At 69.1% G+C, this 17,251-nt stretch carries 18 protein-coding genes; 12 read left to right on the top strand and 6 right to left on the bottom strand.

The window, feature by feature from the left end; translation table 11 throughout:
* The first annotated feature begins 31 nt into the window (after nt 1-31).
* From metE to BJ960_RS10640, 3 genes are read left to right on the top strand one after another with little or no spacing between them, the layout of a single operon-like run.
* On the top strand, nt 32-2,350 hold the full coding sequence (gene metE, locus BJ960_RS10650) for a 5-methyltetrahydropteroyltriglutamate--homocysteine S-methyltransferase (protein WP_185987270.1): 2,319 nt from the start codon (nt 32-34) through the stop codon (nt 2,348-2,350).
* Nucleotides 2,350-3,555, top strand: a complete 1,206-nt coding sequence (locus BJ960_RS10645) for a uroporphyrinogen decarboxylase/cobalamine-independent methonine synthase family protein (RefSeq protein WP_307814602.1) — start codon at nt 2,350-2,352, stop codon at nt 3,553-3,555. The genes metE and BJ960_RS10645 overlap by 1 nt, the downstream gene beginning before the upstream one ends.
* A complete protein-coding gene (locus BJ960_RS10640; RefSeq protein ID WP_121072915.1) occupies nt 3,552-4,448 on the top strand; it encodes a methylenetetrahydrofolate reductase in 897 nt (298 codons plus the stop codon). The genes BJ960_RS10645 and BJ960_RS10640 overlap by 4 nt, the downstream gene beginning before the upstream one ends.
* Nucleotides 4,449-4,488: 40 nt before the next feature.
* Here the strand turns inward: BJ960_RS10640 and lipA are convergent, their stop codons facing one another.
* The 3 genes from lipA to lexA all read right to left on the bottom strand — a co-directional run bounded on the left by lipA (nt 4,489) and on the right by lexA (nt 7,043).
* Nucleotides 4,489-5,544: a lipoyl synthase gene (gene lipA, locus BJ960_RS10635; RefSeq protein WP_185987269.1), complete on the bottom strand. Its 1,056-nt coding sequence runs from the start codon at nt 5,542-5,544 to the stop codon at nt 4,489-4,491.
* The gene (gene lipB, locus BJ960_RS10630; protein WP_185987268.1) at nt 5,541-6,242 is read right to left on the bottom strand and encodes a lipoyl(octanoyl) transferase LipB; all 702 of its coding nucleotides are present in this window, start codon (nt 6,240-6,242) and stop codon (nt 5,541-5,543) included. The genes lipA and lipB overlap by 4 nt, the downstream gene beginning before the upstream one ends.
* Nucleotides 6,243-6,380: 138 nt before the next feature.
* Nucleotides 6,381-7,043, bottom strand: a complete 663-nt coding sequence (lexA, locus tag BJ960_RS10625; protein ID WP_119284272.1) for a transcriptional repressor LexA — start codon at nt 7,041-7,043, stop codon at nt 6,381-6,383.
* 284 nt (nt 7,044-7,327) lie between these two features.
* Here lexA and BJ960_RS10620 point away from each other — a divergent pair, with 284 nt between their 5' ends.
* The 8 genes from BJ960_RS10620 (at nt 7,328) to BJ960_RS10585 (ending at nt 13,638) form a co-directional block, all read left to right on the top strand.
* On the top strand, nt 7,328-7,804 hold the full coding sequence (locus BJ960_RS10620; RefSeq protein ID WP_185987267.1) for a LysM peptidoglycan-binding domain-containing protein: 477 nt from the start codon (nt 7,328-7,330) through the stop codon (nt 7,802-7,804).
* A gap of 89 nt (nt 7,805-7,893) precedes the next feature.
* Complete coding sequence (locus tag BJ960_RS10615) at nt 7,894-8,979, top strand: histidinol-phosphate transaminase (protein ID WP_185987266.1); 1,086 nt, start codon at nt 7,894-7,896, stop codon at nt 8,977-8,979.
* Between the two features lie 92 nt (nt 8,980-9,071).
* Nucleotides 9,072-9,872, top strand: coding sequence for a DsbA family protein (locus tag BJ960_RS10610; protein ID WP_185987265.1), 801 nt, complete (start codon nt 9,072-9,074; stop codon nt 9,870-9,872).
* Nucleotides 9,873-9,881: 9 nt separating this feature from the next.
* Nucleotides 9,882-10,706: a cytochrome c biogenesis CcdA family protein gene (locus BJ960_RS10605; protein WP_185987264.1), complete on the top strand. Its 825-nt coding sequence runs from the start codon at nt 9,882-9,884 to the stop codon at nt 10,704-10,706.
* 10 nt (nt 10,707-10,716) lie between these two features.
* Nucleotides 10,717-11,325, top strand: a complete 609-nt coding sequence (hisB, locus tag BJ960_RS10600; RefSeq protein WP_121072903.1) for an imidazoleglycerol-phosphate dehydratase HisB — start codon at nt 10,717-10,719, stop codon at nt 11,323-11,325.
* Nucleotides 11,322-11,990, top strand: coding sequence for an imidazole glycerol phosphate synthase subunit HisH (gene hisH, locus BJ960_RS10595; protein ID WP_185987263.1), 669 nt, complete (start codon nt 11,322-11,324; stop codon nt 11,988-11,990). The genes hisB and hisH overlap by 4 nt, the downstream gene beginning before the upstream one ends.
* Nucleotides 11,990-12,739 carry a bifunctional 1-(5-phosphoribosyl)-5-((5-phosphoribosylamino)methylideneamino)imidazole-4-carboxamide isomerase/phosphoribosylanthranilate isomerase PriA gene (priA, locus tag BJ960_RS10590; protein WP_185987262.1) on the top strand — a complete coding sequence of 250 codons (750 nt, stop codon included), beginning with the start codon at nt 11,990-11,992 and terminating at the stop codon, nt 12,737-12,739. The genes hisH and priA overlap by 1 nt, the downstream gene beginning before the upstream one ends.
* 14 nt (nt 12,740-12,753) lie before the next feature.
* Nucleotides 12,754-13,638 (top strand): SseB family protein, encoded by an 885-nt coding sequence (locus BJ960_RS10585; protein WP_185987261.1) that lies wholly within the window; start codon nt 12,754-12,756, stop codon nt 13,636-13,638.
* Nucleotides 13,639-13,705: 67 nt separating this feature from the next.
* On the opposite strand, the gene BJ960_RS10580 is transcribed toward BJ960_RS10585, so the two are convergent.
* The 3 genes from BJ960_RS10580 to BJ960_RS10570 are packed head-to-tail and all read right to left on the bottom strand — an operon-like array spanning nt 13,706 to nt 16,179.
* Nucleotides 13,706-14,161, bottom strand: coding sequence for a MaoC family dehydratase (locus BJ960_RS10580; protein WP_185987260.1), 456 nt, complete (start codon nt 14,159-14,161; stop codon nt 13,706-13,708).
* Nucleotides 14,158-14,907, bottom strand: a complete 750-nt coding sequence (locus tag BJ960_RS10575) for an SDR family oxidoreductase (RefSeq protein ID WP_185987259.1) — start codon at nt 14,905-14,907, stop codon at nt 14,158-14,160. The genes BJ960_RS10580 and BJ960_RS10575 overlap by 4 nt, the downstream gene beginning before the upstream one ends.
* 48 nt (nt 14,908-14,955) lie before the next feature.
* The gene (locus tag BJ960_RS10570) at nt 14,956-16,179 is read right to left on the bottom strand and encodes an acetyl-CoA C-acetyltransferase (RefSeq protein WP_185987258.1); all 1,224 of its coding nucleotides are present in this window, start codon (nt 16,177-16,179) and stop codon (nt 14,956-14,958) included.
* A gap of 371 nt (nt 16,180-16,550) precedes the next feature.
* Between BJ960_RS10570 and BJ960_RS10565 the strand changes: the two genes are divergently transcribed.
* Nucleotides 16,551-17,186 (top strand): QsdR family transcriptional regulator, encoded by a 636-nt coding sequence (locus BJ960_RS10565; RefSeq protein ID WP_121072890.1) that lies wholly within the window; start codon nt 16,551-16,553, stop codon nt 17,184-17,186.
* Nucleotides 17,187-17,251 lie beyond the last annotated feature (65 nt).

The following is a 17,251-nucleotide window of genomic DNA, read 5'->3' as shown; positions in this document are numbered from 1 at the left end:
CGCACCGCACTGTACCCGACGGAGGACCAACATGACCGCTGCACCACTGCCACAGGCCACGATTCTCGGCTACCCGCGGATCGGCAGGCGGCGCGAGCTCAAGCGTGCCGTTGAGTCGTTCTGGGCTGGGCGCATCTCGGAGCCTGAGCTGCAGCAGACCGCGGCGCAGCTGCGGGCGGCGACGCGGGCCAGGCTCGTCGAACTCGGTCTCCCCGCGGCGGGCGCGGCGGTCCCCGAGAGCTTCAGCTTCTACGACCAGGTGCTCGATGCGACGCTCGCGGTTGGCGCGATCCCGTCCCGCTTCGGCGCCCCGACGGGTTCGGACCTCGACACCTACTTCAGGCTCGCACGCGGCGACGCCGAGCATCAGCCGCTTGAGATGACGAAGTGGTTCGACACGAACTACCACTACAGCGTGCCCGAGATCGATGGGGAGACCGGCTTCGCCGCGAACGCGACCGCGCTCGTCGAGCAGTTCCGTGAGGCGCAGGAGCAGGGCATCGAAACGCGGCCCGTGCTCGTCGGTCCCGTCACCTACCTGCTGCTCGCGAAGGCGTCCGACGCGGCGGCCGACGGCTTCGACCCGATCGACAGGCTCGACGATCTCGTCGGCGTGTACGCGGCGCTGCTGGAGGCGCTCGCCGCAGCCGGCGTCTCCTGGGTGCAGCTCGACGAGCCGGCCCTTGTCTCGGACTCGCTGCGCGTGACGCGCGAGGAGACACTGGGCCTGGTCGAGCGCGCCTACGCGGTGTTGGGCGGGGCGGGTACGCGGCCCCGGATCCTGATCGCCGCGCCCTACGGGAACTCGGCGGCGGCCCTCACGCGCCTCGGGGCGCTCCCTGTCGAGGCCGTGCACGCGGACCTCGTGCGCGGCTCGCTCCCGGACGCCGCGCTCGCCGACGGCTCGCTCGCTCAGGCGTTCGCGGGGACGCAGCTCGTTGCCGGCGTCGTCGACGGCCGGAACATTTGGCGCACCGACCTGCGCGGTGCGTTCGCGCAGCTCACCCAGCTGACGGACGCGGGCATCGCCACCGTCGTCGGAACCTCGAACAACCTGCAGCACGTGCCGCACGACGTGCGCGACGAGACCAAGCTTGAGGGCCGCCTCCGGTCGTGGCTCGCGTTCGCCGATCAGAAGGTCGAGCAGGTCGCGATTCTCGCCCGCGGGCTCGCCGAGGGGGCCGCAGCGATCGAGCCCGAACTCGCCGAGGTCGACCGCGTGCTCGCCGACCGCGACGCCGCGCCTGGCGTGCACAGCGATCCGATTCGCGCGCGCGTCGCCGCGTCGGGGGACGACGACCGCACCCGTGTGACCGAGGAGGATCGGCGCGCCGCGCAGCAGGATCTCGGGATCCCGCACCTCGCGACGACAACGATCGGCTCGTTCCCCCAGACTCCCGAGATTCGCAAGGCACGCGCCGCGTTCGTGCGCGGCGAGATCGACGAGGCGGCATATGAGGGGTTCCTGCGCGAAGAGATCGCGAGCGTGATCCGGCTGCAGGAGGAGATCGGGCTCGACGTGCTCGTGCACGGTGAGGCGGAGCGCAATGACATGGTCCAGTACTTTGCCGAGCTGCTCGACGGGTTCGCCGTCACGGAGCACGGCTGGGTGCAGTCCTACGGGAGCCGTGCGACGCGGCCGTCGATTCTGTGGGGCGACGTTTCGCGCCCCGCGCCGATGACGGTGCGCTGGTCAGAATACGCGCAGTCGCTCACTGACCGGCCCGTGAAGGGCATGCTCACCGGCCCCGTCACGATCCTCGCGTGGTCGTTCGTGCGCGACGACCAGCCGCTCAGCGACACGGCCGCGCAGGTTGCGCTCGCGCTGCGCGATGAGATCGAGGATCTGGTGGACGCCGGCATCACGATCGTGCAGGTCGACGAGCCCGCCCTGCGCGAGCTGCTGCCGCTCGACCGCGACAGGCAGGCGGCCTACCTGGACTGGTCGGTTGGCGCATTCCGGCTCGCGACGGGTGGCGCCCGGGCCGGGGTGCAGATCCACACGCACCTCTGTTACTCGGAGTTCGGCGAGATCATTGACGCCGTCGACGGCCTCGACGCAGACGTCACCTCGATCGAGGCGGCGCGCAGCCGCATGGACGTCGTGCAGCCGCTCGGCGACCACGGCTACTCGCGCGGCATCGGCCCGGGCGTCTACGACATCCACTCACCCCGCGTGCCGGGCGTCGACGAGCAGACGGAACTCATCAGGATCGCCGCTGCCCGCATTCCGGGGGAGCAGCTCTGGGTGAACCCCGACTGCGGCCTGAAGACGCGCGGCTACGACGAGACCGTCGCGAGCCTCACGAACCTCGTGCTGGCCGCGAAGGCCGTCCGCGCGGAGGCGTAGTGGCGGCCGCAGCGGCGGCCAACGCCTTCGGCGCGGCCGGGGTGCGGCCGTGGCCCGCGGACGGGCTGCCGACCGAGCAGGTCGGCTCCCTCCCGCGGCCATCGAGCCTCCAGCGGGCGGTGCTCGACGCCGAGATCGGTGCGGCGTCGGGGGAGGAGCTCGCGGCCGCGCAGGATCTCGCCGTTCGGGAGACACTCGCGCGCCTCGCCGAAACCGGGTCGCCGATCGTCAGCGACGGCGAGCAGCGCCGGGAAAGCTTCGCGAGCTACCCGCTCGCCGGAGCCGATGTCGAGGCGGGACCGGTGTTCGCGGTGTTCGCGGACGGCCACCACCGCGTGGTGCCCCGGCTCGCCTCCGCGCCGTTCCGGTTCCAGAGCTGGGCGGCCGATGACGTCGCGGCGGCACGCGCCCACACCGATCTTCCGTTGAAGCAGGCGGTGATCTCGCCGTCGATGCTGTCGCTGACGATCCCCGACGCGGGGCTTGGGGACTATTCGCGCGAGGCGTTTCTCGACGACGTCGTCGCGGGGTGCGCCGAGGACATCCGGCGCTGCTTCGCGGCGGGAGCGAGCCGGGTCTCGATTGACTTCACCGAGGGACGGCTGGCGCTGCGCCGCGACGTTCGCGCCCCATGGGCTGGGCCGCAGGCGATCGCCGGGTTCATCGAGCTACTCAACCGGGTGCTTGACGAGCTCGGCGACGCCGAGCGGAGCGCGGTCGGGGTGCACACGTGCCCCGGGAACGACAACGACTCCGCCCACAGCGCGGACGTTGACTACGCGGAGCTGCTGCCCGAACTGTTTCAGATCGAGGCAGGGTACTTCCTGGTGCAGGCGGCGGGCGAAAAGGATCCGGATCGCGTCGCGCGGCTTGTCGGCAGGGAGATCGGCGCGCTGCAGGCTGCCGGGCGCGCAGCGCCCAGGGTGCTCCTCGGCGTCACCAATCCGACGAACCCGAAGCTCGAGACCGCCGAGCAGGTGCGTGACCAGCTCGTGAGGGCGGCGCGGTTCGTGCCTCCCGAGCTCCTGGGCTCGACCGACGACTGCGGGTTCTCGCCGTATCTTATCGACGAGAAGCCCCGCCACGGCTCGCCTGACTACGCCAGGGACGTGGCGTTCGCGAAGATCGCAGCGCGCGTCCGCGGCACCGAGCTCGCGGCGGCGGAGCTTGCTGGCCCGGCCCAGGTCATTGGGGGTGCACGGTGAACGCGACCCTGCTCACGGGGAGCGCGCCGACCCGCGCGCGTTTCTCGTTTGAGGTGTTCCCCGCGCGGTCAGGCGCCGCTGCGCTCGCGCTTGGCAACTCGGTGCAGCACCTGTCTGCCGTCGGGCCCGACTTCATCTCCGTCACGTACGGCGCCAACGGCTCACATCGTGACGCGTCGCTCGACCTGCTCGCCTACCTGCGGGAGCACACGGACGCGCTCCCGCTCGCGCACTTGACGACGGTGCGCGAGTCGCGTGAGACGATCCGCGACACGATCCACCGCATCATGGACGCCGGGATTCATGACTTCCTCGCGCTGCGGGGCGACCCGCCGCGCGGGCTTGATGAGTCGAGCCCGGAGGTTGCCGGTTCGCTCAGCGCGCTCGAACTCACCGAGCTCATCGCTGAGGCGCGGGCTGAGCGTCCGGCGTTCACGAGCGTCGGCCGCACCGCGGTCGCGGCGTACCCGAACGGTCATCCGTTGTCGCGCGGCCAGTCGGCAGACATCGACTGGCTGCTCGCGAAGGAGGCGGCGGGCGCCCAGTTCGCGATCACTCAGCTCTTCTTCGGCGCCGACGAATACCTCGGCTTCGCGGACGCGGCGCGCGACGCCGGACTGCAGATGCCGCTGCTTCCCGGGCTGATGCCGGTGTCGACGAGCGGGCAGTTGCGCAAGGTTGCATCGCTCGCGGGGAGGCCAGCGCCCGCTGGCCTCGAACGCGCCATGGAGGAGGCCGGGGGATACGCCCCGGAGCTCGGGGTCGAGCACACGATCAACCTCGCACGCGAGCTCCTCGCGGGCGGCGCGCCTTCCATTCACCTGTACACGTTCAACCGGCATGAGCAGGTCCTCGCCGTGCTCAGCGAACTCGACCTGCTGCCGACGCCGTAGTGGCGGTTGCGGCGCTGGCGGCGGCGCCGGCTGCGGTGTCCTACAGCGCCGCCACCGCCTGCGGAAAGCCGAGCGCCCCGCCCGCGGGGTGACCGGCGGCGGCTGCGGGGTCCGCGAGGTGTGCGAGCGCTGCGGGGAGGTCGTTGCCCTTGCGAGCCATGGTCTGCGCCCAGAGCCGCCCCGCGCGGTATGACGAGCGCACGAGCGGGCCGGCGAGAACGCCATCGAATCCGAGCGCCTCTGCCTCGACCGTGAGTTCGACAAACTCCTCGGGACGCACCCAGCGATCGATGGGGTGGTGCAGTTTCGAGGGGCGCAGGTACTGGGTCAGGGTGAGAATGTCGCACCCGGCGTCGCGGAGTTCCGCCATCGCCGCGCTGATCTCGTCCCGCGTCTCGCCCATGCCGAGGATGAGGTTTGACTTCGTAATCATGCCCGCCGCACGCGCCTGGGAGAGTACCCCGAGTGAGCGTTCGTAGCGGAAGCCCGGTCTGATCCTGCGGAAAATGCGCGGCACCGTCTCGAGGTTGTGAGCGAAGACCTCAGGTGCGGCCTCGAAAACCTGCGCGAGATCCTCTGGGCGGCCGCCCAGGTCGTCGGCGAGGACCTCGACCCCGGCGCCAGGGTTGAGTTCGTGAATCTGGCGAATGGTTTCGGCGTAGAGCCAGGCCCCGGTGTCTGGGAGGTCGTCGCGCGTCACGCCGGTGATCGTCGCGTAGCGCAGCCCCATGGTGCGGACCGACTCGGCGACCCGGCGGGGCTCGTCGCGGTCGAGCGGCAGCGGCTTCCCCGAGGTGATCTGGCAGAAGTCGCATCTCCTGGTGCAGATGGACCCGCCGATGAGGAACGTCGCCTCGCGATCCTCCCAGCACTCGTAAATGTTCGGACAGCCGGCTTCGGCGCACACCGTGTGCAGGCCTTCCTGTTTCACAAGCTGCTGCACCGCGCGATATTCGGGCCCGGTGCGGGCGCGCGTCTTGATCCACTCGGGCTTGCGCTCGATCGGGGTCTCGGCGTTCTTTGCCTCGACGCGGAGGAGTCGGCGCTCCTCCGGCTCGGGCCGGTCGCCGGTCGAGGGGAGAACTTTGATGCTCACGCGACGAACCTTTCGATGACGGGGAAGAGGTGGCGGCGAAGTGCCGGGTAGGCGTCCGCGGGGGTGACAGTTCTGCCTGTCTCTCGGGTGAGTGAGGTCACCCCTGCGTCGGAGATACCGCAGGGCGTGAACGTCTCGAAGACGGCGAGGTCGTTGCTGCAGTTCAGCGCCACTCCGTGGGTGACGATGCGCCGGCCAACGTGGATCCCGATCTGCGCGAGTTTTGCGGGCGGCGCCTGCCCGGTCGCCGGCCCCTGGGACACCCAGACGCCGGTGCGGCCGTCGATCAGGTGGCCGACAACGCCGAATTCGGCGGCGGTCGCGATGAGCGCGCCCTCCATGGCGTGCACGAGGTCGGCCCCGCCGAGACCGTTCGCGAGCCGAATGATTGGATAGGCGACGAGCTGGCCGGGGCCGTGCCAGGTCACCCTGCCGCCGCGGTTGACGGGCACAACCGGGGTATCGCCTGTTGGATACTCGCTGCGCTCTGCGCGCCGCCCGGCGGTGAATACCGCCTCGTGTTCGAGGAAGATGACCGTGCCGGAGTCGGCGCCGGTCGTGACACGGTCGGCCGCGGCCTGCTGGAGTGCGAGCCCGGTGCGGTACGGCACGAGATCGGGAAAGAGGTCCGAGAATTCTGGCAACGGTGAGCCTGACGGGATGGGCGGTGGGTCGGCGAGATCGGCTGGAGCGCGCATGCCACCACATTACTTGGACTGCGTCCAATAAATCAAGGTGCGAGGGTCGGAGTGCCCGTGTGGCGCAACAAAATGGGCGCCGGCCGCGTCTGTTGACGCAGCCGGCGCCCCAAGAAGAGGTGCGGGTCGGTGGTCGGGCTAGACCGAGCGGAAGACCGCGACGACCTTGCCGAGCACCTCGGCGTGATCGCCGAGGATGGGCTCGAAGGCACTGTTGCGGGGCAGTAGCCACGTGTGGCCGTCGCGGCGCCGGAATACCTTCACTGTCGCCTCGCCGTCGAGCATCGCAGCCACGATGTCGCCGTTATCTGCCTCCCGCTGCTGGCGCACGACGACGAAGTCGCCGTCGCAGATCGCGGCGTCAATCATCGAATCGCCGACGACCTTGAGCATGAAAAGCTGACCGTCGCCGACGAGTTGGCGGGGGAGCGGCACGACCTCCTCGACCTGCTGGTCAGCGGTGATCGGAACGCCGGCGGCGATCTGGCCGACCAGGGGAACGTACGCGGTCTCCTGCGTCTCGGTGGCCGGCGCGTCAGCGATGGCGCTGCTCGTCACCGCGAGTTCGACGAGGATCTCGAGCGCGCGTGGGCGATTGGGGTCGCGCCGGATGTAACCGCCGAGTTCGAGCCGGCTGAGCTGGTGGGTGACGCTCGACAGTGACGACAGGCCAACGGCGTCGCCGATCTCGCGCATGCTCGGCGGGTAGCCCCGGGACTCAACGGAGCGCGCGATGAACTCGAGGATCGCCTGCTGCTTTTCGGTCAACGGCTTCTGTGGGGGTGAGGCCAGATCGCTCATGGCTCGTCCTCTCGAGTGTGGGATCGCGGCTGGTTGGCCGCTGGAGTTGGGCAGCTATTCACTGAGAAACGGTGAATGTCGGTGGTCACTGATTGAGTGAGTGCACTGTTCGAACCCTAGCTCGGATATTCGAGGCGAGGCAAACATTCGTTCGAGTGTCGCGCGGATTCGTATGAGATTTGTTCGAATCCACGCCTTGCGAATTCGGGCATTCGAAGATATATTCGAAATAGATGTTCGACCGAACAGTATTTGTTCGAACACTCTCAAGAGAGGAACCCCTCATGACTGCAACAGCAACTGTCACCGCAGTGGGCCCCCGCATCGACGCAGATCGGGCCGGCGTGCACGCTGTCTTTTCTTCAACCGCCACCGCGACCCGAGCTGCCCAGTCGGCGCGACCCGCGGCCGCACCCAAGACGCGGCTGCGACTGACCCGGCGCGGGCGCGCTGTGTTTGGTGGTCTCGCGACCGTGCTGATTGCGGGGGCGCTCGGTGTCGCGGCATCGTTCGCGGCGCCGGGGGCCATCGCGAACGGGGCTGCCAGCTCGCAGGAGTTCCCGTACGTTGTGGCCCAGTCGGGTGACTCGCTGTGGAGCATCGCGTCCGCCCTCGAGCCGACCGCCGATCCCCGCGACGTTGTGGCTGAGATCCAGCGCCTGAATCAGATCCAGGCCTCGGACCTGCAGGCCGGCGACGCCATCGCCGTCCCGCTGCGCTTTGCGGGCAGCGAGGCCACCTTCCCCGCCTCCGACCTCTAACGGTTCAGCGCGCCCGGCGCGAGCGGTGCGCTGTCGGGCGCGACCGCGGAATGGCCGGCCGCCGCTGAGCCGCTGGGTAGACTAGTGGGGTGGCTGAATTGAGCGATCTCCCTCTCCGTGACAATCTCGTAGGCAAGACGCCGTACGGGGCACCGCAGGCCGCGGTGCCCGTGAGCCTCAATGTGAACGAGAACACGCATCCGCTTCCCGAGGCGTTTATCGCCGAGGCGACCGAAGCGCTCGCTGCCGCACTGCGCAACGTGAACCGTTACCCCGACCGCGAGTTCATGGGGCTGCGCGAGGCGCTCGCCGGTTACCTTGGCCACGGCCTCACCCCGGAGCGGGTGTGGGCCGCGAACGGTTCGAACGAGGTGCTTCAGCAGATCCTGCAGGCATTCGGCGGCCCGGGCCGCACCCTGATGAGCTTCACGCCGACCTACTCGATGTACCCGTTGCTCGCCGACGGCACCGACACCGGGTACATTGGCGTGCCGCGCAACGAGGACTACACGGTGACGCCCGAACTTGTCGTCTCGGCGATCGCCGAACACAAGCCCGACATCGTCGTGCTCTGCGCGCCCAACAACCCGACCGGAACACCCATGTCGCTCGAGACGATCCTCGCAGCGTATGAGGCGTTCGACGGCATCCTCATCGCTGACGAGGCCTACAAGGAGTTCGACACCGAGAACGAGACCGCGATCGCGTTGCTCGACGGACGCCACCGCCTCATCGTCAGCAGGACGATGAGCAAGGCGTTCGCCTTTGCGGGCGTCCGCCTCGGCTACCTCGCCGCAGATAGCGCCGTCGTGGACGCGCTCCGCCTCGTGCGGCTCCCGTATCACCTCTCAGGGCTCACGCAGGCGGCGGCAACCACAGCGGTGAAGCACGCCGACGCGATGCTCGCGACCGTCGACGAGATTCGCGCTCAGCGCGACAGGCTCGCAGCCGCGCTCACGAGCCTCGGGTATGTCGTGCATGACTCGGGCTCTAACTTCCTGCTCGTCGGCGGCTTTGCCAATCCGGTCGAGGTGTTCGAGCGGCTTCGCGCGCAGGGCATTCTCGTGCGCGACCTCAACATCGCCGGACACGTGCGCATCACGGCCGGCACCGCCGAGGAAACCTCCGCCGTTATCGCCGCAATCACCGAGTTCGGCCCAGCCGGCACCGTATAGCCGCCGACCCTCGGCCGCGAAGGCGGGCGGATGTTGTGGGCACCAAAGGTTGTTCGGCAAAACTCTCGGGAAAGCCAGTTAGGCTCAAAGGCATGCCCCAGCCCATTGAGTCACTCGACCGTCCCGCCCTTGAACGCCGCTATCGCCGCATGCGCCTGGCGACGGTGATCCTCGCGGCCGTCGCACTGCTGCTCGTCGCAGCACTCGGCGCTCAGGGACTGCAGGGATCTGCGGGCGGCTCGGGCGCGAACGGCTCGACGACCGGCCAGGGGAGCCAGACCGAGGGCGTCGGTGGCGACGGCGAGCAGCCCGCCGACACCTGCCCCGTCGTCGATCGTCTCGATCCCGACGACCCCCGCGCGCTCGGCGATATCGATGCGCCCGTCGTACTGCACGAGTGGACCGACTTCCGCTGCCCATACTGCGGGTCGTTCTCGCGCGATACGCTGCCCGTGCTCATCGAAGAGTACGTCGAGACCGGCAAGGTCAGGCTCGAGATCCACGACGCTGCGCTCGTCGGCGGCGAGAACTCGATCCTCATCGCTGCCGCATCTCGCGCGGCGGGTGAGCAGGGCAAGTACTTCGAGTTCTACGACGCGGTCTACCATGCCCCCGAGAGCGCGCAGGACGCCAACGGGGAGCTCACGCTCGAGACGCTCGTCTCGTTCGCGAAGGATGTTGGCGTGGCCGACATCGCAGCGTTCACCGCTGACGTCGAGGGTGGCAAGTTCGAGGATGCCGTGCGAAAGGACACCGCCGAGGCCCAGTCCATCGGCGTCACTGGTGTGCCGTTCTTCGCGACGACAGGCTGTGGCCAGGTCATGTCGGGCGCGCAGCCCGTCGACACGTTCCGCGCGCAGCTCGACGCGGCAATCGCAGACGCCGAGAAGTAACCCCCGCGCATGGACCTGAGCCTGCTCGGCGCGTTCCTCGGGGGGACCCTCGCGCTTCTCAGCCCCTGCTCGGTCATGGTGCTGCCGGCGTTCTTCGCCTACGCGTTCCACAGCCCGCGTGAGCTGTTCTCCCGCACGGGAGGGTTCTTCCTCGGCCTAGCGACCGCGCTCGTACCGCTCGGCCTGCTCGCCGGCACGCTCGGTGCGTGGGTTGCCGCGCACCGGAGCGGGATTATGACGTGGGTGCTCGTGCTCGTGATCGTGTTGGGAGCCGTGATGGTGCTTGGCATCCCGATCCCTGCCCTCACTAGGCAGCAGAGCGCCAAGGGAACTTCGGTGGCCTCCGTGTACGCGCTCGGCGCCGTGTATGGGCTGGCCGGCGGGTGCGCCGGGCCGATCTTCGGTGCCGTCCTCGCGATGGCCGCCTTCGGCGGGAATGCGCTCATGGGCGGCGCCACGATGCTGCTCTACGCCGCGGGTATGACCGTTCCGCTGCTGCTGCTCGCGCTCCTGTGGACGAGGATCCCTGGCGTGCGCAAGCTCATGCGGCCCCGCGAGCTCGTGATCGGACGTTGGCGCAACGCCTGGTCCAACATCATTGGCGGGCTCCTCACCATCGCCGTCGGCGTCTTCATGCTCGTGACCGACGGTGCGCAGAAGTTCTCGGGAGTGCTCGACGCGAGCACGCAGGCCGGCCTCGAGGCCGACGTCATGCGGGCGACCTCGGGTATCTCCAACCTGCTGGTGCTTGCCGTTGGCGGGGCGATCGCGCTCGCGATTTGGGGTGTGATGCGCTGGCGGGCGCGGCAGCGGGAGACCGACGCCGCGCGGTAGGATCGAGAGCATGACCGCAGCTGCACGCATCGCGACGCTTGAACGCGCCACCAGTGAGTCCGCTATTCGCCTGAGCCTGAACCTCGATGGCACCGGTGAGGCCGATGTCGAAACCGGGGTGCCGTTCTTCGACCATATGCTGACTGCGTTCGCGCGCCACTCGCTCACCGACCTGACGGTGCGCGCGGAAGGCGACGTCCATATCGACGTGCACCACACCGTCGAAGACACCGGGATCCTGCTCGGCCAGGCGATCCTTGAGGCGCTCGGCGACAAGAGCGGTATCTCGCGCTACGGCGACGCGTTCGTGCCGCTCGACGAGGCACTCGCCCAGGCGGTCGTCGACATCTCGGGCAGGCCCTACCTCGTCCACTCCGGCGAGCCCGCCGGCTTCGAGTTCCACCTCATCGGCGGCCACTTCACGGGCTCGATGGTGCGCCACTTCTTTGAAGCGATCACGCTGAACGCGCGGCTGTCTGTGCACCTGCGGCTCATCGAGGGCCGCGACCCGCACCACATCGCCGAGGCCGAGTTCAAGGCGTTCGCGCGCGCGTTCCGCACCGCGAAGGCGAAGGATCCGCTGGTGACAGGCATCCCCTCGACGAAGGGCGCCCTGTGAGCGCAAGCGGCGCACCGCGCGTCGCCGTGCTCGACTACGGGTCGGGCAACGTGCACTCTGCGGTGAAGGCACTCATTCGTGCCGGCGCCGAAGTGGAGCTCACCGCCGACCCGCAGGCCGTGTTGGACGCCGACGGGCTGTTCGTGCCCGGCGTCGGCGCATTCGACGCGGTGATGGCGCAGCTGCGCGCGATCCAGGGGCACGAGCTCATTGGTCGGCGGCTCGCCGGTGGCCGCCCGGTCCTCGGCGTCTGCGTCGGGCTCCAGGTGATGTTCGAGCGTGGGATCGAGCGGGGCGTCGAGACCGAGGGGCTTGGCGAGTGGCCGGGCACGGTTCGCCAGCTCGAGGCGCCGACGTTGCCGCACATGGGCTGGAACACGGTGTCCGCGCCGGAGGACTCGGTGCTGCTGCGCGGCCTCGGCGACGAGCGGTTCTACTTCGTGCACTCGAACGCTGCGACCGCGTGGACGCTCGAGGGCCGCTCCACGGCGACGGCACCCAAGGTGACCTGGTCTGAGTACGGCGAACCCTTTGTCGCCGCCGTCGAGAACGGCCCGCTGAGCGCCACCCAGTTTCACCCAGAGAAGTCCGGCGAGGCCGGCATCCAGCTGCTGCGCAACTGGATCACCTCGCTGACCCCCACCCGCACCCCCAAGGAGAACTGATGACCGAGCTCGCGTCGAGCCCGAAACTGCAACTGCTGCCCGCGATCGACATGGTCGATGGCAAGGCCGTGCGGCTCACCCAGGGTGCGGCAGGCACCGAGACGAACTATGGCAGCCCGGTCGACGCGGCGATGGACTGGATCGAGCAGGGCGCCGAGTGGATCCACCTTGTCGACCTCGACGCGGCCTTCGGCCGCGGCACCAACGTCGGTGTCGCCCGGAAGATCATCGCCCGCGCCGGCAGCCGCGTGAAGATCGAGTTCTCTGGCGGCATCCGCGACGATCAGAGCCTCGAGGCGGCGCTCGAGATGGGCGCGGCGCGCGTCAACCTCGGCACGGCGGCGCTCGAGAACCCCGAATGGACTCGTGCGGTCATCGCGCACTACGGCGAGCAGATCGCCGTCGGGCTGGACGTGCGCGGCGAGACGCTCGCCACGCGCGGCTGGACCGAGGACGGCGGCAACCTGTGGGACGTGCTCGAGCGTCTCGAAGATGCTGAGTGCCCACGCTACGTCGTGACCGACGTCACCAAGGACGGGATGATGGCCGGCCCCAACGTCGAGCTGCTCAAGAAGGTGTGCTCCCGCACGGACCGCCCGGTCGTCGCCTCGGGCGGCATTTCGACCCTCGACGACATCGCGACGCTCCGCGAGGCGGTCCCGCACGGCGTTGAGGGAGCGATCATCGGCAAGGCGCTCTACGACGGCGCGTTCACGCTGCCGGCCGCGCTCGACGTCGCGGGCAGGTAGCGGCGGGTCAGGCCATGGCGATAAAGAAACTGCCGTCGACGGGGGACACCCCGCGGTCGACCGGGGTTCCCGAAAGCCTTGTCGCCGGTGGTGCCGCGGACTCCGCAGGTTTTCCCTGGGCCGGTCGCACGTTTGACCATCACGAGACGGCCTTCGCTGACGACGACGGTGCCTCGCCGCCCGGGCTCGCGGCGGCGGTCGCAGCGATGCGCGCCGCAGGCGAGCGCTACCGCGATGGCGGCGCGGCACCTGCGGTCATTGCGGAGCTCGCGGCACTGCGCCAGGCCGTGCTCGTCGAGCTCTCGAAGAGCCGCCTGCTGGTGCCGCTGCTCGCCGAAGCCGGCGAGCTCGGCGAGACCCCCGACGGCAGGATCGTCGAGAAGACGCAGGAGCTGTCGATCGTGACAGTCGCCAGCCCGGACGGCCGCCGAGTGATGCCCGTGTTCTCGTCCGTCGAAGCGATGCAGCGCTGGAATCCCGGTTCGCGACCGATCCCGGTGCCCGGGCCGCAGGCCGCGATCGCCGCCGCGCAGGAGGGGACGGACCTGATCATCGTCGACCCCGGCTCCGTCGACGTGCAGTTCGGGGTCCGGCGGCCAGAGCTCGAATCGATGGCACTCGGCACGCCGCGCCCGCCGGCCTGGGCCGATCCTGATGTGCGGCAGGCGTTCCTTGCTGGGGCGGCCGGCGAGCCGTCGCTGCGCGCGCTGGCGCTCCTTCCGGGTGATCCCGTGGGCGACCTCACCGCCCCGGAGACTGAGGTCCATTTGCTGCTTGAGGAGGGCCTCGACCGCGACGGCCTCACTGAGCTGCTCGGCAGGCTGCAGGAACGCTGGGCTCGGATCGAGCTGATTGCCGAGCGGGTCGACTCGATGCGGTTCGTGCCACGCGCGGCCTAACGCCACGACGTTCGAAACGGGCGGGTGTGCGGGAACGTCCCGCCCACCCGCCCGTTCTCGTGCGAGGTCAGCCCGCGACGTAGAGCGCGATCGTCTCGGCGACAAGCGCCGGCGTCTCCTCGCCCTCGATCTCGATGGTCGTCTTCGATCCGACTCGCCAGCCCTGCTTGCTCTCCTCTGCCGAGGCGATCTCTACCCGGGCGCGTACGCGAGCTCCCGACTTCACCGGCTGCAGGAAGCGGACGCGGTCGAGGCCGTAGTTCACCGCCATGGCGACGTTATCGATTGCGAGCAGGTCGCCGCTCAGGTGCGGAATCAACGACAGCGTGAGGTAGCCGTGCGCGATCGTCGAGCCAAACGGGCCGGCCGCGGCGCGCTCGGCATCGAGATGGATCCATTGGTGATCGCCCGTCGCGTCGGCAAACGCCTGGATGCGAGCCTGATCGACGAGCAGCCAGTCGCTGACGGCCGACTGGCCGATGGCCTCGGGAAGTGCCGAGGGATGCGCAACCGAGATTGTCATGCCTTCGGCCCTCCCGCCACGTAGAGCACCTGGCCCGAGACGAACCCGGCCTCCTCGGAGCAGAAGAATGCGGCGGCGTTCGCGATGTCCTCCGGCTTCCCTGCCCGGGCAACGGGGATCTCAGAGACCATGTGGCCAACGAAGTCCTCGAACGTCACGCCGAGGCGCTCGGCCGTGGCGCGGGTCATATCCGACACGATGAAGCCGGGAGCGATCGAGTTCGCCGTGACACCGTAGCGCCCGAGCTCGATGGCGAGCGTCTTCGTGAAGCCCTGCATGCCTGCCTTCGCGGCCGAGTAGTTTGCCTGGCCACGGTTGCCGAGCGCCGAGGTGCTCGAGAGGTTCACGATGCGACCCCAGCCCGCCTCGACCTGGTGCTTCTGCACCGCGCGGCTCATGAGGAATGCGCCGCGCAGGTGCACGCCAAGCACCGCGTCCCAATCGTCCTCGGTCATCTTGAAGAGCATGTTGTCGCGGATAATGCCCGCGTTGTTGATGAGGATGGTCGGCGCGCCGAGCTCCTCGGTCACCCGTGCGACCGCAGCTTCGACGGCGGCGCCGTCTGCGACGTTCGCACCGACGGCGATCGCTCGCCCGCCGGCCTCGGTGATGGCGGTGACGGTGTCCGCGCACGCGGCCTCGTCGAGATCGAGTACGGCGACCGCGTGGCCGTCCTTGGCGAGCCGAAGCGCGGTCGCTGCGCCGATCCCGCGAGCTGCGCCGGTGACGATGGCAATGCGATTCATGTGAAAGTCCTTTCGAGTGTGATGTGAGTGTGTCTGCCTGGGCCGCGATTAGAGCCGCTCGAGCACCATCGCCATGCCCTGGCCGCCGCCAACGCACATGGTCTCGAGGCCGTAACGCCCGCCCGTCTCGCGCAGGCCGTTGATGAGCGTCGACGTGATGCGGGCGCCGGTCATGCCGAACGGGTGGCCAACGGCGATCGCGCCGCCGTGGACGTTCAGGCGATCCTCGTCGATGCCGAGTTCCCTGGCGGAGGGGATGACCTGCGCCGCGAACGCCTCGTTGATCTCGACGAGATCGATATCGCCGATGGCGAGTCCGGCCTTCGCGAGCGCGCGCTTCGACGCCTCGACCGGCCCGAGGCCCATGATCTCGGGGGAGAGGCCACTCACGCCGGTCGACACGATCCGCGCGAGCGGCTCCAGGCCGAGCTCGTTCACGACAGTGTCGGACACGACGACGAGGGCGGCCGCGCCATCGTTGAGCGGGCAGCAGTTGCCCGCGGTGACGGTCCCATCCGGGCGGAACACCGGGTCGAGTCCAGCGAGCGCCTCAACGGTCACGCCGGGGCGCGGGCCGTCGTCGGCGGAGACCACCGTGCCATCGGCAAGCGTGACCGGGGTGATGTCGCGCGACCAGAAGCCTGACGTGATCGCGGCCTCGGCGCGCTGCTGCGAGCGAGCCGCGAATGCATCCTGCTCGTCCCTGGTAATCCCGTGCAGCTGCGCGACGTTCTCGGCGGTCTGCCCCATCGCGATGTACGGGTCGGGGAGCAGCCCAGACGCGCGCGGGTCCTCCCACTTCGGCGCGCCCGCGACTGCGCGCGACTCGGTGCGCGCCATCGCGTCGGCGAAGATCGGGTTCTCGATGACGACCCCCGGAGTGGCGTCAGCCATGCCCTGCGTGAACCGGCTCACCATTTCGACACCGGCGGACACGAAGATATCGCCCTCTCCGGCCTTGATTGCGTGGAAGGCCATGCGGGTGCTCTGCAGCGAGGATGAACAGTAGCGGTTCACCGTCGTTCCGGGAACCGTGTCGAGGCCGAGAATGACTGACACGATGCGCGCGAGATTGAACCCCTGCTCGCCGGCCGGCTGGCCGGTCCCGAGAATGATGTCTTCGACTCGCGTTGGATCGAGGCCGGGCACCTGATCGAGCGCGGCCTGCACCATGCGGGCGGCGAGGTCGTCCCCGCGGAGCGAGGCCAGCGAACCCTTGCGGGCGCGTCCGATCGGTGAGCGGGCTGTTGAAACGATGTATGCCTCTGGCATCTGGTTCTCCTCGGGATTGGGATCGGGTAGGGGAAAGTTCGGGTGCGGCGTCGTGGGCGGGCCTCAGCGCGTGTGCACGGGTCGGGGCGCGGAAGATCGGGTCGGCGCTCGCCGCTGGGGCGCAGGCCTCAGGCGCTGAAGCTCACCGCCTGGGCGCAGGCGCGGGCGCAGACGTGGAGATCGGAAAACGGGCCGTGAATGCAGCAGCGACCGGAGCGGCGGCTGGCCTGCGGGCCAGGGCGCTTCGTCGGGCAGTGTCATCGGCTCTCCGATCGTCGGTGATCGTGACCAGTATGCATCATTATTCAGAATGTGGACACTGTTCTTGAAAATGTTGCATGATGAATACACGTGCCGGATAGAGTATTCGAATGCAGAGCACAGTTGGAGCGTCCATCGCCGAGGTCGGACTCGCCGCCGCGCCGTCGCTGCTTTCCGATCGCATCGACACTCGCGACGACGCGATGCGCGCCTTTGAGGGCGCCCGTGAGGCGTTCATCGCGGGCAACCGGATCAGCATGGGCGAGCTCGCAGCCGAGCTCGGCGTCGACCGCACCTCGCTCTTCAGGTGGGTCGGCAATCGTGACGCGCTGCTCAGCGAAGTGCTCTGGTCACTCGCCGTGCCAACATTCGTGCAGGCCGAACACGCGGCCGAGCACCTCTCCGGGGCGCCGCGCGTGGCGGCCATGCTCACCGAGTTCGTCGACGGCCTCATTAACTCGACGTACTTCCGGACCTTCCTTCGCCGCGAGCCCGCCCGCGCACTGCGCCTGCTCACCACGAAGGAGAGCCCGATTCAGCGGCGCTTCCTCGCGACGGTCGAGTGGCTCGTGCGCAGGGACCTCGGCGATGAGCCACTCGGTGGCGCCATCGACCCGGCCGGCCTTGCGTACCTGCTCTCTCGGGTCTCGGAGTCGTTCTCGTACGCTGACCTCATCTCGGGTGATGAGCCCAGTGTCGAGCGGGCGGGCGCGGCCTTCCGTCTCCTGCTGCGCGTCGACGGGTAGGTCCACGCTCTCCACCCGCCCGGGCCCGCCGGGCCCCACCCCCGCCCGGCCCGCCAGCGATTCCA

The organism is Leucobacter aridicollis, from assembly GCF_013409595.1.
Classification (GTDB): Bacteria; Actinomycetota; Actinomycetes; order Actinomycetales; family Microbacteriaceae; genus Leucobacter; species Leucobacter aridicollis.
The sequence above is the reverse complement of the archived record's forward strand: the minus strand, read 5'-3'. Positions and strand labels throughout refer to the sequence as shown.

What these genes read in the sequence shown, in the direction of transcription:
- metE (WP_185987270.1), top strand. Translation starts at nt 32, where the DNA reads ATGACCGCTGCACCACTGCCACAGGCCACGATTCTCGGCTACCCGCGG.
- lipB (WP_185987268.1), bottom strand. Translation starts at nt 6,242, where the DNA reads ATGCGCGCTCCAGCCGATCTCGCCGACCCACCGCCCATCCCGTCAGGC.
- lexA (WP_119284272.1), bottom strand. Translation starts at nt 7,043, where the DNA reads ATGAGCGATCTGGCCTCACCCCCACAGAAGCCGTTGACCGAAAAGCAG.
- BJ960_RS10620 (WP_185987267.1), top strand. Translation starts at nt 7,328, where the DNA reads ATGACTGCAACAGCAACTGTCACCGCAGTGGGCCCCCGCATCGACGCA.
- BJ960_RS10610 (WP_185987265.1), top strand. Translation starts at nt 9,072, where the DNA reads ATGCCCCAGCCCATTGAGTCACTCGACCGTCCCGCCCTTGAACGCCGC.
- BJ960_RS10605 (WP_185987264.1), top strand. Translation starts at nt 9,882, where the DNA reads ATGGACCTGAGCCTGCTCGGCGCGTTCCTCGGGGGGACCCTCGCGCTT.
- hisB (WP_121072903.1), top strand. Translation starts at nt 10,717, where the DNA reads ATGACCGCAGCTGCACGCATCGCGACGCTTGAACGCGCCACCAGTGAG.
- priA (WP_185987262.1), top strand. Translation starts at nt 11,990, where the DNA reads ATGACCGAGCTCGCGTCGAGCCCGAAACTGCAACTGCTGCCCGCGATC.
- BJ960_RS10585 (WP_185987261.1), top strand. Translation starts at nt 12,754, where the DNA reads ATGGCGATAAAGAAACTGCCGTCGACGGGGGACACCCCGCGGTCGACC.
- BJ960_RS10580 (WP_185987260.1), bottom strand. Translation starts at nt 14,161, where the DNA reads ATGACAATCTCGGTTGCGCATCCCTCGGCACTTCCCGAGGCCATCGGC.
- BJ960_RS10575 (WP_185987259.1), bottom strand. Translation starts at nt 14,907, where the DNA reads ATGAATCGCATTGCCATCGTCACCGGCGCAGCTCGCGGGATCGGCGCA.
- BJ960_RS10570 (WP_185987258.1), bottom strand. Translation starts at nt 16,179, where the DNA reads ATGCCAGAGGCATACATCGTTTCAACAGCCCGCTCACCGATCGGACGC.
- BJ960_RS10565 (WP_121072890.1), top strand. Translation starts at nt 16,551, where the DNA reads ATGCAGAGCACAGTTGGAGCGTCCATCGCCGAGGTCGGACTCGCCGCC.